Below are 13439 nucleotides of genomic sequence, written 5' to 3'. Positions count from 1 at the left end.
AGAAACGCGCGCGCGTGTCCTCACCCGACCGGTCGACGGCGGTCTGAGCCACCCTCTAGGCTGCCCAGCGTGAGCGACAGCAGAGCCGACGAAACGGACGACGAGCGCCGCAAGCGGGGGATGTCACCGGATCCGATCCTGCCCGGCCAGAAGCCACCGAAGATCACGGTGCCGAAGCCGGTCGCGATCTCGTTCTGGCTGTGGATCCTCGCCGGCGTCGTCCTCGTGGCCGGGCAGATCGCCCTGCTGGTGCTGAAGGACGAGCTGACCGAGGGGATCCTCAAGCAGATCAGGGAGAACCCGGTTCCCGGCCAGCCCGCCGATCCGGCGCAGGTCGCCTCCGGCGTGAACACGCTCCTCTGGATGCTGTTCGGCGGCGCGCTCACCTTCGCGGTCCTGTTCGCGCTGTTCGCGTACAAGGCCCGTGAGGGAACGCGGTCGGCCAGGACGGTCCTCACCGTGGGCGCGGTCTTCCTTGTCCTGGTGGAACTGCTGATCCTGCGCGGTTCGCTCAACGTGTTCCTGCTGGTTTCCACCCTGCTGGTGGCGATCGCGCTGGTGCTCATGTACCTGCCCAGCGTCGCGGACCACTTCCCGAAGGTCGGGCGCACGCTGCCATGACCGCCGAGCCGTCCCTCTACGACGAACCCGGCGTGGGCTGGACGGCTTTGCTCTGGGCGCCGCTGTTCGCGCTCGCCGGGCTGCTCGCGGAACTGGCGACGGGCGGCCCGGTCCATTGGCTCGCCTGGATCCTGGTCGCGGCAGGGCTGGTGGCGATCACCGTGCCTTGGGTGTACGCGCGCCGCCGGTACCTCTCGCTCGAAGTCACCGCGGACGGCTACCGCCAAGGCCGGGAAACGCTCGAGGCGGCCCGGATCGCCGAGGTGCTCGAAGACGAGGCCCCGGTCGGCTCGCGGGTCCTCGGTGGAGGCTGGACGATCCCCAAGAAGTACGGCGAAGTCGGGTTGAAACTCGAAGACGGCGTTTTCGTGCGCGCCTGGGCCAAGGATCCGGACGCCCTCCGTGCGGCTCTCGGGGATTTGGTGCGTGCCCGCACCACAGAGTCATGAGAAACTGCTCACCGTGATCGACCTTCCCCAGCCGACCGGCGCCGATCTGTGGCCACCGGAGGACTCCCGGCGCGAAGCCCGGCTGCACAAACCCCTGCGCGCCGTGGTGGGGGCGGTCGAACTGATCCTCGCCGCGCTCGCCGTGTGGGGTGCCTTCGCCTGCTGGAAGGCCGGTGTCGTCCCGGTCGTGATCTCCTACGGCGAAACGACGCTGGAATCGCAGCGCTACTTCGGCGGCCCGCTCGCCGGCGCCATCGGGCTGGGCGTGCTGGCCGCGATCCTGGTGGTGGACGCGATCCGCCAGTTCCTGCTCGCCGTCCGGGCCAAGGGCCGCAAGCCCAAGGAACCGAAGCTCAGTTGAGGAACACGACCGCGGCGTTGACCGCGGTCGAGAACAGCAGCCACAGCAGATACGGCACGAGCAGCCAGGCCGCGAGTTTCGACCGGCGGCCGAACTCCGCCATCGTGACGGGCACGACGAAGTCGAGCACGACGACGTCGGCCAGCGCGAGGACGTGCGCGCCGCCGGCGAAGAACAGCGGCGTCCACAGCAGGGTCAGCAGCAGGCAGACGCCGTAGAAGGCGAAGCCGCGCGTTTCGCCGTCGGTGCGCCAGTAGAACCAGCCCGCGAAGGCGACCATGAGCAGCAGGACCGACCACATCGGGCCGTAGAGCCAGCCCGGCGGCGCCCACGACGGACGGGCCAGCGCGTTGTGCGTCTCGGTGCGGGTGGCCACCGCCAGCCCGGCCACGATCCCCACGATCGCCGCCATGGCGATGAATCCCGCCAAGGCTTGCCAGCGCAGGCGACGGTGGTGGGTCGGTGGTGACGGCACCGTGGGCACGTGGATTCCTCCGCGAGGGTTTCGACGCCGAGTGCTCCCACCCTAGTGGGCCTGGTCACGCCATGCCCGGAACGGCGAGGACTCGGCGGCGGGTGTCCCCGGCGATTTGCGAGACTGGGGACGTGACTACCGGAGTCGATCAGTCCAAGGCATGGTTCGAACGAGCGAAGGCCGTGGTCCCGGGCGGGGTGAACTCCCCGGTGCGGGCCTTCAACTCCGTCGGCGGCACCCCGCGGTTCATGGTGCGCGGTGAGGGTCCGTACCTCTGGGACGCCGACGGCAACCGCTACGTCGATCTGGTCTCGTCGTGGGGCCCGATGATCCTCGGGCACGCGCATCCGGACGTCGTCTCCGCCGCCCGCGAAGCCGCTGTCGACGGCCTGTCTTTCGGCACGCCGACGCGCGGTGAGGTCGAGCTCGCCGAGGAGATCATCGGCCGCGTCGAGCCGGTGGAGCAGGTGCGCCTGGTCAACTCCGGCACCGAGGCGACGATGAGCGCGATCCGGCTGGCCAGGGGGTTCACCGGCCGGGCGAAGATCATCAAGTTCGCGGGCTGCTACCACGGCCACGTCGACGCGTTGCTCGCCGAAGCGGGCTCCGGCGTCGCGACCCTCGGCCTCCCGACGTCGCCCGGGGTCACCGGCGCGCAGGCGGCCGACACGATCGTCTTGCCCTACAACGACCTCGACGCGGTCCGGAAGTCCTTTGTGGACAACCCGGACGCGATCGCCGCGATCATCACCGAAGCCGCCGCGGGCAACATGGGCGCCGTCGCCCCGGCCGACGGGTTCAACGCCGGGCTCAAGGAGATCGCGCGCGAGCACGGCGCGCTGCTGATCATGGACGAGGTGATGACCGGGTTCCGCGTCTCGAAGGCGGGCTGGTTCGGTCTCGAAGGCGTCGCCGGTGACCTGTACACCTTCGGCAAGGTGATGTCGGGCGGGCTGCCCGCCGCGGCCTTCGGCGGCCGTGCCGACGTGATGGCGAAGCTGGCCCCGGGCGGGCCGGTGTACCAGGCGGGGACGCTGTCGGGGAACCCCGTCGCCGTCGCCGCCGGGCTCGCGACGCTGCGCGCGGCCGACGACGCCGTGTACGCGGCCCTCGACGCCAACGCGAAGCGGCTCGGCGACCTGTTCGGCCGGGCGCTCACCGAGGCGGGTGTCACGCACACCGTGCAGTACGCGGGCAACCTGGTCAGCGTGTTCTTCAGCGAGAACCCGGTGACGAACTACCCGGGCGCGCAGGCCTCGGAGACCTGGCGGTTCCCGGCGTTCTTCCACGCGCTGCTGGACAACGGCGTGTACGCGCCGCCGAGCGCGTACGAGGCGTGGTTCGTCAACGCGGCCATGGGCGACGCCGAGTTCGAGATCATCGAGTCCGCGTTGCGCGTCGCCGCCCGCGCCGCCGCCGAGGCGGTCCAGGCGTGAGCGCGACGACGATCGTGCACCTGCTCCGCCACGGTGAGGTGCACAACCCGGACGGGATCCTGTACGGCCGCCTGCCCGGCTTCAAGCTCTCCGACCGCGGACAGCGTCAGGCGCTGACGGTCGCCGAAGCCGTCGCGACGCACGACATCACGCACGTGGTCGCTTCGCCGCTTCAGCGCGCGCAGGAGACCGCGGCGCCGATCGCCGCCGCACACCGCCTCGACGTCGACACCGACGATCGGCTCATCGAGGCGGACAACCAGTTCGAAGGCGAGCGGGTCGCCGTCGGCGATGGCGCCCTTCGCCAGCCGAAGCACTGGCCGAAGCTGGTCAACCCGTTCCGGCCGTCCTGGGGCGAGCCGTACGTCGAGATCGCGCACCGCATGCTCGGCGCCATCCACCGCGCGCGGCGGGCGGCCGAGGGGCACGAGGCGCTGTGCGTCTCGCACCAGCTGCCGATCTGGACGGTGCGGCGCTTCCTGGAGGCGAAACGGCTCTGGCACGACCCGCGCAACCGGCAGTGCTCGCTCGCGTCGCTGACCAGCCTGGTCTTCGAGGGCGAGGAGCTCGTGCGGATCGTCTACAGCGAGCCCGCCGGCACGACCGACCCGAAGGTGACCGGGGCATGAAGCGACTCGTGGCGGCCGTCGTCGGGCTGGCGCTCGTCGTCACCGGCTGCACCACCGGCAAGGACGCCGTCGTCACCGGCGGTTCGTTCAACTTCGTTTCGCCGGGCGGGAAGGTCGACATCACCTACGACGTCGCGGACCGCCAGCCGTCGCCGACGCTGTCCGGCGACGACCTGATGAACGAAGGCAAGCAGCTTTCGATCGCGGACTTCCCCGGCAAGGTCATCGTGCTGAACCTGTGGGGCCAGTGGTGCGGGCCGTGCCGCGTCGAGGCGCCGGAGATGCAGAAGGTCTACGACCAGACCAAGGCGTCGGGCGTCGAGGTGATCGGCATCGATCTGCGCGACAACGACCGGAAGCCGCCGCAGGACTTCATGCGGGACCGGAAGCTGACGTACCCGTCGATCTACGACCCGTCGGGGCGGACGCTGCTGCAGCTTTCGGGTTATCCGCGCAACATCATCCCGTCGACGATCGTGCTGGACAAACAGCACCGGGTCGCGGCGGTGTTCCTGCGGGAACTGCTGGCGTCGGACCTGCTGCCCGTCGTCCAGCGCCTGGCCGCCGAACCCGCCTGACCCCCGCCCGGATCGCGTTTAGCCCGCTAAACGCGATCCGCCGACCGGGACCAAGGTCCTGACCGGGTGCGACGTAGGTCCCGTTCGGCCAGCCCCGGCGCTTTCACGCCGACCACACTGCCTACGCTCCTTTGCGTGAACGGTGTTACCGAGCTGGCGCTCTCAGGGCCGCTGCTGCTCGCGGCGGGCGTGGCGCTGCTGGCCGGGACGATCTCCTTCGCGTCGCCGTGCGTCGTGCCGCTGGTGCCCGGGTACCTCGCGTACCTGGCGGCGCTGGTCGGCGCGGACGCCCCCGCGGTCAGCCCCGACGAGGGGCGCAAGAAGGGCCGCTACGCCGTCGTAGGCGCGGCCGCGTTGTTCGTGCTCGGGTTCACCGTCGTCTTCGTGGTGACGCTGGGGACGCTGGTGTGGATCGCCGACGTCGTCCAGCTCAACATGGACCTCCTCCAGCGCCTCGGCGGCGTGCTGACCATCGCGATGGCGCTGGTGTTCCTCGGCTGGATCCCGGGCCTGCAGCGCGAGTTCCGCTCGCACCACGTTCCGCGCGGCGGGCTCTGGGGCGCGCCGGTGCTCGGCGCGGTCTTCGGGCTCGGCTGGACGCCGTGCATCGGTCCGACGCTGTCCGCGGTCATGTCGATGGCCAGCGCCACCGGCGGGGCGGCGGCGCGCGGGTACGTGCTGATCCTGGTTTATTGCCTCGGCCTCGGTCTGCCGTTCCTCATCATCGCGTTCGGCGCCCGCTGGGCCGTCCGCGCCACCGACTGGCTGCGCCGCCACGGCCGCCAGGTGCAGGTCTTCGGCGGTGTCCTGCTGCTGGTCGTCGGCGTCCTGCTGGTGACCGGACTGTGGGGCGACCTGACCGGCTGGATCCGCAACACCCTCGTGAACGACATCAGGCTGCCCTTGTGACCACTCGATACCGCCCGACGCCGCTCAAGCGCGCCTTCGCCTTCCTGCGCAACACCTGGCGCGGACTGACGTCGATGCGCACCGCGCTGGTGCTGCTGTTCCTGCTCGCGCTCGCCGCGATGCCCGGCGCCCTGCTGCCGCAGCGGAACCTCAACGTCGCCAAGACCGACGAGTACATCGCCGCGCACGGCTGGTGGGGCGAACTGCTCGACCGCCTTCAGTTCTTCGAGGTCTACGGCAGCGTCTGGTTCTCGGCGATCTACATCCTGCTGATGGTCTCGCTCATCGGCTGCCTCGCGCCGCGCAGCTTCGAGTACGCGAAGGCGATGCGCGCGAAGCCGGTGCTCACGCCGCGCAAGCTCTCGCGGATGCCGCATCACGTGTCCACCACGACCGACCGGGCCCCCGAGACGGTCTTGAAGGACACCCACACGCTGCTCAAGGGCTGGCGCCGTGTCGAGCGCGAAGAGGCCGACGGAAGCCGGAGCATCTCCGCCGAACGCGGGTACCTCCGCGAGACCGGCAACCTCGTCTTCCACTTCGGCATGCTCGGCCTGATCATCTTCTTCGCGCTGGGCAAGCTGTTCGGTTACGAAGGCCAGGTCATCGTCCAGGCCGACGGCAGCCCGTGGTGCAACTCCGGGATCCTCGGCTACGACACCTTCAACGCCGGCCTGCGCGTCGACGGCACCGACCTCAACGCGTTCTGCATCCGCCTCAAGGACTTCGAGGCGCGCTACACCGAGTCCGGCCAGGCGAACTACTACCACTCCAACATGGAGTACCAGTCCGGTGAAGACCTGCAGACCGGCGCGTGGAAGCCGTACGGGCTCGAGGTCAACTCGCCGCTGCGCACCGCTGGCGACCGCGTCTACCTGCTGAACTTCGGCTACTCCCCGAAGTTCACCGTGACCTTCCCCGACGGCACCGTGCGCACCAACATCACTCCGTGGCGTCCCGCCGACGAGCCGACGAAGCTCTCCGAAGGCGCGACGAAGATCGACCAGCCCGGCATCACCGACCCGATCGAACGCCGCACCCGCCAGCTCGCGATCACCGGCCTCCTCGCGCCGACCGCGTTCATGCACGGCAACGTGCTGACGTCGTCGCGGCCCGAGGCGAACAAGCCGGCCGTGGCCGTCGACATCTACCGCGGCGACCTCGGCCTCGACGCCGGCCGCGGGCAGTCGATCTTCCAGATCGACCAGTCGCTCGTCGCGGACGGCAGGCTCAAGAAGCTCACGCGGCAGAACCTCGACCAGGGCCAGGAGACCGTGCTGGACGACGGCACGAAGGTCCGCTTCGACGGCGTCCAGGAATGGGTCGCCATCCAGGTCTCGCACGATCCGGTGCAGGGCTGGGTGCTGGTCTGCGCGGTCGCGATGCTGATCGGGCTGGCGGGATCGCTGCTGGTCAAACGGCGCCGGGTGTGGGTCCGGGTGACCCCGGCGCGCGAAGGTGAGCCGGGTACCGTGATCGAGGTCGCCGGGCTGGCGCGCACCGATCAGGCGGGCTACGGCGAAGAGTTCCAGCGGATCAGCGACAAGCTGGTCCAGGGGCAGAGAGGCAACTAGAGGTCATGCCGATCAACGAGACGCTGTCCCAGTACAGCGACTACTCCTACACCACCGCGGCGGCGATCTACGTCCTCGCGCTGATGTTCGCCCTCGTCGAGCAGGGCTTCGGTGCGAAGGGCCGTCTGGCGGCCGAGCGCAGCAAACAGAAGGCGCGTGAACTGGTCGGCGCCGGCGGTCCGCCGGCATACGGGACGCCCGTCGAGGCCCCGCGCGAGGTCGGCCGCCCCGAGCGCATCGGCCGCATGGGCGCCGCGCTGCTGGTGCTGGCCGCGCTGCTGCACCTGGCCGCGATCGTGCTGCGCGGGCTCGCCGTGCACCGCGCGCCGTGGGGCAACCTCTACGAATACGGCATGGCGACGACCTTCATCGCCGTCGTGACCTGGATCGTCATCATGCGGAAGTTCCCGGTCCGCCACCTCACCGGCTTCCTGCTGCTGCCGGTCGTGATCCTGATGTTCGTCAACGGCACCATGCTGTACACGACGGCCGCGCCGGTGCAGCCCGCGCTCCAGTCGTACTGGCTGATCATCCACGTCTCCGCGGCGATCATCGGCTCCGGTGTCTTCCTGGTGCCGGGTGTCGCGAGCGTCCTTTACCTGTTCCGCGCCGCCCACGACGACAACCCGGCGAAGTTCGCCAAGTTCGGCCCGAAGCTGCCCGCGGCGGACGTGCTCGACCGCATCGCCTACCGCACCACCATCTTCGCCTTCCCGATCTTCACCTTCGGCGTGCTCTGCGGCGCGGTGTGGGCCGAGGCGGCGTGGGGCCGGTTCTGGGGCTGGGACCCCAAGGAGACCGTCGCCTTCGTGGCGTGGGTCGTCTACGCGGCGTACCTGCACTCCCGCGCGACCGCGGGCTGGCGTGGGAAGCGGGCCGCGATCATCAACATCGTCGGTTTCTCCGCGACGATCTTCAACATGTTCTTCGTGAACCTGGTGACGTCGGGTCTGCACTCCTACGCCGGGGGCTGACCGCCGCCTCTGCGCGCGCGACGACTACCGTCAATACTGAGGTATGGGGGTAGACGTGCGCGGAGGAGGAATTCAGCGGTGACCGGACCCAGCGAAGAATCGGCTCCTGGCCACCCCGAACCGACCGAGAGCGTCCAGGCCTCGGAGTTGTTCTCCGAGGACCGGACGGATTCGGCGCCGCATCCGACCGCGGGGGGTTTCGAGGCCGAGCCGACCCAGGTCGTGCAGCCGCAGTATCCGCCGCAGCAGGCCCAGTATCCGCAGCAGCAGCCCGCTCCCCAACAGCAGCCGCCGCTGCCGCAGCCGTCGCAAGGGCAGTATCAGCAGCCTTACGACCAGAACCTGCCGCCGCTGCACCCTCAGCAAGCCCAGCAGGCGCCGCCCCAGCAGGCCGCCCAGTACCCGCCCCAGCAGCAGTACGCGCAACCGCAGCAGGCGGTGCCGGGGCTTCCGCAGCCGCAGGGCAGGCACGCGCTCCCGGACGAACTCGCCACCGCGAGCCTGGTGAAGCCGCAGAAGCGCAAGCCGCAGTCGGGCTGGCGCAAGGCGCTTTACGTGGGCACCGGCAAGCTGGTCAACCCGGGCGAGAGCCCCAAGGACACGCGTAAGCGGGAGCTGATCGCGCAGATCAACCAGCCGCTGCGCGGGTGCTACAAGATCGCGATGCTGAGCCTCAAGGGCGGCGTCGGCAAGACCACCACGACGACCACCCTGGGCTCGACGTTCGCGTCGCTGCGCGGTGACCGCGTCGTCGCCGTCGACGCGAACCCGGACCGCGGGACGCTTTCGCAGAAGATCCCGATCGAGACCACCGCGACCGTCCGGCACCTGCTGCGGGACGCGGACAAGATCACCAGGTACAGCGACGTCCGTTCGTACACCTCACAGGGTGGGAGCCGGCTGGAGATCCTCGCCAGCGAGCAGGACCCGGCGGTTTCGGAGGCCTTCTCCGAGGACGACTACCGGCGCACGGTCAACCTGCTGGAGCACTTCTACAACATCGTGCTCACCGACTGCGGGACCGGATTGATGCACTCGGCGATGAAGGGCGTCCTCGACGTCGCGGACGCGCTGGTGGTGGTCTCCTCCGGCTCCGTCGACGGGGCGCGCAGTGCGTCGGCCACGCTCGACTGGCTGGAGGCGCACGGCTACGGCGACCTGGTCAAACGGTCCGTCGCGGTGATCAACTCGGTGCGGCCGAAGGGCGGCTCCGTCGATCTCGACAAGCTGTCCGCGCACTTCGGCGCGCGCGTCCGATCGGTGTGCCGGATCCCGTTCGACCCGCACCTGGAAGAGGGCGCGGAGATCGAACTGGACCGGCTCGACGCGGACACCAGGCTGGCGCTGCTGGAACTGGCGGCCACCGTCGCCGACGGCTTCGGTGGCCAGCCGTACCAGCCGATCCAGGCCTAGTCTTTACCTTTGTCCTCGTCTTTACCCTTGCGCTGCTGCTCACCGAGCTTGCGCAGGAAGTCGGGGTCGTCGTCCGGGGCCAGTGTCGGTCGCGACGAGGGCACCCCGACACGCTCGATCCCGAACGCGCGCCACAAGACCACGGCGACGGTGAGCGCTCCGATGGCCGCGAGCAGATAGATCATGCTCGGTCCCTTCCGCGTGGAGGACGTTCCTCAGTCCCACGAGGCTAGCCCCTTTGCCGCGCGTGGGGGGACTCATGGATACCCCAATGTGACGAAGGGCGGTTACGGGCCCTTCGTCACTGGAGTCCTATTTGAGGGAAATGCCTGCTCAGACCTTGCGGGCGGGCTCGCTGGCGTCGGTGGTGAGCTCGGCGAGGAGTTCGTTCACCTCGGCCTCGCGGAACCGGCGGTGCCCGCCGGGAGTGCGGATCGAGCCGATCCGGCCCGCGGTCGCCCAGCGGGTCACGGTCTTGGGGTCGACCCGGAACAGAGCCGCCACTTCGCCGGGGGTGAGCAACCTGCCGCCCATGGTCGCGGTCATTTTCCGCCTCCTTCACGGTTCCAGTGCTAAACCGGAGGGCGGGCCCGATGCCCGTCGTGCCGGGTAGCCAACGCGGCAATCGTTGCATCTCACCCGTCAGGTACTCGAACGGTTGTCCATAGGTAAAGAGCCCTTAAAGGTCAAAACCGACAACCGCGACATACGCGTTCCGGCCCCGCGGTCTTGTCACGGATGTATGAAAACGCGCCCTGATCACGCGAATCGGGCCGTGGCACCTAAGGTGTAGCGGTGGACCAGGTGGATCGGAAGATCATCGCGGCATTACGGGAGAACGGGCGGGCTACCTACGCCGACCTCGGCCGGTCTGTCGGACTCTCGGCTTCATCAGTGCACGAACGCGTCGGCAAACTCGAGGCCGCCGGCGTGATCACCGGCTACCACGCCATGGTCGACCCGAGCACGGTCGGACTCGGGGTGACGGCGCTGGTCGGCATCCACCCCACCGACACCGCGACCGAGGACGACGTCGCGGAGGCGCTCGGGGCGCTGGACGAGGTCGAAAGCTGCTACGCCGTCGCGGGCGACGAGGCCTTCGTCGTCAAGGTGCGGGTGGCGACCGTCGATGATCTGGAGCGGACCCTCGGCAGGCTGCGGCGGATCCCCGGCGTCGGCCGCACGAACACCACCGTCGTGCTCTCCACCCGCTTCGAAGGACGGCCCAACAACGCGGGCCTGGACGACGGCCGCGACGGCAACGCGTAGCCTGCGTGGGTGTGAGCGATAATCACCTGCCCCGTGACCTGACGCTGTACGTGCTGGCCAGGTTCGTCCTGGTCGGGGTCATCGCAGGCGGGTTGCTGCTGGCCAACGTCCCGCTGCTGGTCGCGTTGGTGATCGGCCTGGTCGTGGGGCTGCCGCTGGGCCTGCTGCTGTTCCGCCCGCTGAACGCGCGCGTGACCGCCGGGCTCGCCCGCCGCAACGAAAAGCGCGCCCGCGCCCGTGCCGAGCTGCGCTCGCAGCTGCGCGGCGACCGGGTGGACGGTGCCGCGTGAGCCTCCTGCACAGCCGCAGCTGGGTCCGCGAAGCCGTCCGCATCATCGAGGCCGACGCGAACCGCAGCGCCGACACGCACCTCCACGTCTTCCCGCTGCCCCCGGAATGGGGCGTGGACCTGTACCTGAAGGACGAGTCCGTCCACCCGACCGGCTCGCTCAAGCACCGGCTCGCGCGTTCGCTGTTCCTTTACGGTCTGGTGAACGGCCAGATCGGGCCGGACACCGTGCTCGTCGAGGCGTCCAGCGGTTCGACGGCGGTTTCGGAGGCGTACTTCGCGCGAATGCTCGGGCTGCGGTTCATCACCGTGGTGCCGCGCAGCACGTCGCCGGAGAAGATCGCGCTCATCGAGTTCTACGGCGGCGAATGCCACTACGTCGACCGCGCGCCGGACATGTATCCCGAGGCCGAGCGGCTCGCTTCGGAGTGCAACGGCCACTACCTCGACCAGTTCACCTACGCGGAGCGCGCGACGGACTGGCGCGGGAACAACAACATCGCCGAATCGGTGTACGCGCAGATGCAGTCCGAGCGGCACCCCGTGCCGACGTGGATCGTCGTCGGCGCCGGGACCGGCGGCACGAGCGCGACGTTCGGCCGCTACGTGCGCTACAAGCGGCACACCACGAAGATCGCCGTCGTCGACCCGGAGAACTCTTCGTTCTTCGGCGCCTGGCAGACCGGGGCGCTCGACTACAGCACCGGCATGCCTTCGCGGATCGAGGGAATCGGGCGGCCGCGCGTCGAGCCGTCGTTCGTGCCCGGCGTGATCGACGAGATGTTCCAGGTCCCCGACGCCGCTTCGCTGGCGGCCATCCGCGTGCTGCGCGAGCGGACCGGGCACTGGGCCGGCGGCTCGACCGGGACGAACCTCTTCGGTGCTTTCACGCTGATCTCGCGGATGGTCTCGGAAGGCCAGGCGGGCAGCGTCGTCACGCTGCTGTGCGACGGCGGGGAACGGTACGCCAACACGTACTACGACGACGCTTGGCTGGCGCAGAAGAACATCGACATCGCGCCTTACCTGGAGAAGTACCGGGAGTTCCTGGTGAGCGGGAAGCTCGCCCCGGAGGCCTGAGGGCTTCGGGTGGCGTCGCGAAAGCCACTTTCGCAACCTTCAACGTTGCGAAAGTGGCTTTCGCAACGTCGGCTGGGCTGCCTACCTCAGATTCGCCGGATCACCAAAAGAGCAAGGGACCTTTGCTACCGCCTGGGCCGCATGTAGCGACCGCGCCCACGCCTGATCACTACATATGGTGGCGTGAACCGGGAACTCAAGGGATGAACGGTCCGTTCATCGCCTCCGAGGCCGACGCGCACCGTCCGGTGGTCACAGGTCCGTTCGCGCCGCACTGTGTGGATTCCGGGTCATCCAACGCCCCGAAATCCACACAGTCCCGCATCAAAGGTCCGGTGACGCCTCACAGCGCCAGGCTCACAGCGCCAGCGCGACCGCGGTCAGCACCGCCCACCCCAGCATCGCGAACCCGGTGTCCCGCAACGCCGGGATCAGCGCCCGCCCCTGCGCCCCGCCGCCGACGGCCTTGACCGACTTCAGCAGCAGCGGCGCGGTCAGCAGCCCCAGCAGCGCCCACGGCGTCACGAAGGCGAGCAGCACGCTCACGACGTACGGCACCGCGACCAGCACCAGGTAAAGCCGGCGGGTCCCGCCATCACCGAGCCGGGTCGCGAGCGTGCGCTTGCCGGACTCGATGTCGGTCGGGATGTCGCGGAGGTTGTTGGCGGTCAGCACGCCGGTCGAAAACGAGCCGACGGCGATCGCGCAGCCGAGCGCGGTCCAGCTGACCTGTCCCGCTTGGACGTACACGGTGCCGAGCACGCCGGCCAGCCCGAAGAAGACGAAGACCGCGATCTCGCCGAAACCGTAGTAGCCGTAAGGCTTTTTGCCGCCGGTGTAGAACCAGGCGCCGAGGATGCAGACAGCGCCCATCGCCAGCAGCCACCACAGCCCGCTGATCGCGACGAGCACGAGCCCGAGGACGCCGGCGAGCCCGAGGGCCGCGAGTGCGGCCGCCAGGACGGCCTTCGGCTTCGCGACTCCGGAGCCGACCAGCCGCAGCGGGCCGACGCGGTTCTCGTCGGTGCCGCGGATGCCGTCGGAGTAGTCGTTGGCGTAGTTGACGCCGACGATCAGCGCCAGCGAGACGAGCAGCGCGAGAATCGAGCGGGCCCAGGAGAAGCCGTCGAGCGCGATCGCCGCGCCGACTCCGGCGACCACCGGCGCCACCGCGTTGGGCAGCGTCCGCGGGCGCGCCCCTTCGATCCATTCACCAGCAGTCGCCATGCCGCCATTCTGGCCCTGGCCACTACCGGCCGGTATGCGGGGCTCGTCACCTGCCCGCGCCCTCGCGAGCAGGTGACGAGTCGCGCTATTTGAGGTCGTCGATCGTGTCTTCCAGGGTCCAGGTGAGCGTGCCGCTGTTCGGAACGGCGGTCTCC

At 69.4% G+C, this 13439-nt stretch carries 17 protein-coding genes; 13 read left to right on the top strand and 4 right to left on the bottom strand.

Annotated features, from left to right (window positions below):
* The first annotated feature begins 69 nt into the window (after positions 1–69).
* Genes NQK81_RS20375 through NQK81_RS20365 form a run of 3 tightly spaced genes read left to right on the top strand, consistent with a single transcriptional unit; the run spans position 70 to position 1431 of the window.
* Positions 70–621 (top strand): hypothetical protein, encoded by a 552-nt coding sequence (locus NQK81_RS20375; RefSeq protein WP_126733224.1) that lies wholly within the window; start codon positions 70–72, stop codon positions 619–621.
* Positions 618–1070: a transport-regulating membrane protein Mce1N gene (mce1N, locus tag NQK81_RS20370; RefSeq protein ID WP_257489369.1), complete on the top strand. Its 453-nt coding sequence runs from the start codon at positions 618–620 to the stop codon at positions 1068–1070. The genes NQK81_RS20375 and mce1N overlap by 4 nt, the downstream gene beginning before the upstream one ends.
* Positions 1048–1431 carry a hypothetical protein gene (locus NQK81_RS20365; RefSeq protein ID WP_257489368.1) on the top strand — a complete coding sequence of 128 codons (384 nt, stop codon included), beginning with the start codon at positions 1048–1050 and terminating at the stop codon, positions 1429–1431. Before mce1N ends, NQK81_RS20365 begins: the two co-directional genes overlap by 23 nt.
* Here NQK81_RS20365 and NQK81_RS20360 read toward each other — a convergent pair.
* The gene (locus tag NQK81_RS20360) at positions 1424–1915 is read right to left on the bottom strand and encodes a TspO/MBR family protein (RefSeq protein WP_257489367.1); all 492 of its coding nucleotides are present in this window, start codon (positions 1913–1915) and stop codon (positions 1424–1426) included. The genes NQK81_RS20365 and NQK81_RS20360 overlap by 8 nt on opposite strands.
* Positions 1916–2037: 122 nt before the next feature.
* Between NQK81_RS20360 and hemL the strand changes: the two genes are divergently transcribed.
* The 7 genes from hemL to NQK81_RS20325 all read left to right on the top strand — a co-directional run bounded on the left by hemL (position 2038) and on the right by NQK81_RS20325 (position 9419).
* Positions 2038–3342 carry a glutamate-1-semialdehyde 2,1-aminomutase gene (gene hemL, locus NQK81_RS20355; RefSeq protein WP_257489366.1) on the top strand — a complete coding sequence of 435 codons (1305 nt, stop codon included), beginning with the start codon at positions 2038–2040 and terminating at the stop codon, positions 3340–3342.
* On the top strand, positions 3339–3971 hold the full coding sequence (locus NQK81_RS20350) for a histidine phosphatase family protein (RefSeq protein ID WP_126733229.1): 633 nt from the start codon (positions 3339–3341) through the stop codon (positions 3969–3971). The genes hemL and NQK81_RS20350 overlap by 4 nt, the downstream gene beginning before the upstream one ends.
* Entirely contained in the window at positions 3968–4549 is a 582-nt protein-coding gene (locus NQK81_RS20345) for a TlpA family protein disulfide reductase (RefSeq protein ID WP_257489365.1), read from the top strand. Before NQK81_RS20350 ends, NQK81_RS20345 begins: the two co-directional genes overlap by 4 nt.
* Before the next feature lie 135 nt (positions 4550–4684).
* The gene (locus tag NQK81_RS20340) at positions 4685–5458 is read left to right on the top strand and encodes a cytochrome c biogenesis CcdA family protein (RefSeq protein ID WP_034310635.1); all 774 of its coding nucleotides are present in this window, start codon (positions 4685–4687) and stop codon (positions 5456–5458) included.
* A gap of 74 nt (positions 5459–5532) precedes the next feature.
* Entirely contained in the window at positions 5533–7032 is a 1500-nt protein-coding gene (gene resB, locus NQK81_RS20335; RefSeq protein ID WP_257489802.1) for a cytochrome c biogenesis protein ResB, read from the top strand.
* Between the two features lie 5 nt (positions 7033–7037).
* Positions 7038–8006 carry a c-type cytochrome biogenesis protein CcsB gene (ccsB, locus tag NQK81_RS20330; protein ID WP_257489364.1) on the top strand — a complete coding sequence of 323 codons (969 nt, stop codon included), beginning with the start codon at positions 7038–7040 and terminating at the stop codon, positions 8004–8006.
* A 78-nt stretch (positions 8007–8084) separates the two neighbouring features.
* On the top strand, positions 8085–9419 hold the full coding sequence (locus NQK81_RS20325; RefSeq protein WP_257489363.1) for a MinD/ParA family ATP-binding protein: 1335 nt from the start codon (positions 8085–8087) through the stop codon (positions 9417–9419).
* Here the strand turns inward: NQK81_RS20325 and NQK81_RS20320 are convergent.
* Both NQK81_RS20320 and NQK81_RS20315 read right to left on the bottom strand, forming a co-directional pair.
* Entirely contained in the window at positions 9416–9604 is a 189-nt protein-coding gene (locus NQK81_RS20320) for a hypothetical protein (RefSeq protein ID WP_125788692.1), read from the bottom strand. The two genes, NQK81_RS20325 and NQK81_RS20320, sit on opposite strands and share 4 nt — an antisense overlap.
* A gap of 148 nt (positions 9605–9752) precedes the next feature.
* Positions 9753–9965, bottom strand: coding sequence for a BldC family transcriptional regulator (locus NQK81_RS20315; protein ID WP_005151795.1), 213 nt, complete (start codon positions 9963–9965; stop codon positions 9753–9755).
* Between the two features lie 249 nt (positions 9966–10214).
* Here NQK81_RS20315 and NQK81_RS20310 point away from each other — a divergent pair, with 249 nt between their 5' ends.
* The 3 genes from NQK81_RS20310 to cds1 are packed head-to-tail and all read left to right on the top strand — an operon-like array spanning position 10215 to position 12057.
* A complete protein-coding gene (locus NQK81_RS20310) occupies positions 10215–10688 on the top strand; it encodes an Lrp/AsnC family transcriptional regulator (protein WP_185927119.1) in 474 nt (157 codons plus the stop codon).
* An 11-nt stretch (positions 10689–10699) separates the two neighbouring features.
* A complete protein-coding gene (locus NQK81_RS20305) occupies positions 10700–10978 on the top strand; it encodes a DUF4229 domain-containing protein (RefSeq protein WP_126733234.1) in 279 nt (92 codons plus the stop codon).
* Positions 10975–12057, top strand: coding sequence for an L-cysteine desulfhydrase Cds1 (gene cds1 / locus NQK81_RS20300; protein WP_306856049.1), 1083 nt, complete (start codon positions 10975–10977; stop codon positions 12055–12057). Before NQK81_RS20305 ends, cds1 begins: the two co-directional genes overlap by 4 nt.
* A gap of 357 nt (positions 12058–12414) precedes the next feature.
* Here the strand turns inward: cds1 and NQK81_RS20295 are convergent, their stop codons facing one another.
* Complete coding sequence (locus tag NQK81_RS20295) at positions 12415–13284, bottom strand: 1,4-dihydroxy-2-naphthoate polyprenyltransferase (RefSeq protein WP_257489362.1); 870 nt, start codon at positions 13282–13284, stop codon at positions 12415–12417.
* Between the last annotated feature and the right edge of the window lie 155 nt (positions 13285–13439).

Origin of the sequence: Amycolatopsis roodepoortensis (assembly GCF_024628825.1) — a bacterium.
Lineage (GTDB): Bacteria > Actinomycetota > Actinomycetes > Mycobacteriales > Pseudonocardiaceae > Amycolatopsis > Amycolatopsis roodepoortensis.
This window is presented reverse-complemented; position numbering and strand designations above follow the sequence as displayed.

Excerpts from the sequence above, each read along its gene's own strand:
- NQK81_RS20320 (WP_125788692.1), bottom strand. The coding sequence starts at position 9,604 with ATGATCTATCTGCTCGCGGCCATCGGAGCGCTCACCGTCGCCGTGGTC.
- resB (WP_257489802.1), top strand. The coding sequence starts at position 5,533 with ATGCGCACCGCGCTGGTGCTGCTGTTCCTGCTCGCGCTCGCCGCGATG.
- NQK81_RS20345 (WP_257489365.1), top strand. The coding sequence starts at position 3,968 with ATGAAGCGACTCGTGGCGGCCGTCGTCGGGCTGGCGCTCGTCGTCACC.
- ccsB (WP_257489364.1), top strand. The coding sequence starts at position 7,038 with ATGCCGATCAACGAGACGCTGTCCCAGTACAGCGACTACTCCTACACC.
- NQK81_RS20295 (WP_257489362.1), bottom strand. The coding sequence starts at position 13,284 with ATGGCGACTGCTGGTGAATGGATCGAAGGGGCGCGCCCGCGGACGCTG.
- mce1N (WP_257489369.1), top strand. The coding sequence starts at position 618 with ATGACCGCCGAGCCGTCCCTCTACGACGAACCCGGCGTGGGCTGGACG.
- NQK81_RS20315 (WP_005151795.1), bottom strand. The coding sequence starts at position 9,965 with ATGACCGCGACCATGGGCGGCAGGTTGCTCACCCCCGGCGAAGTGGCG.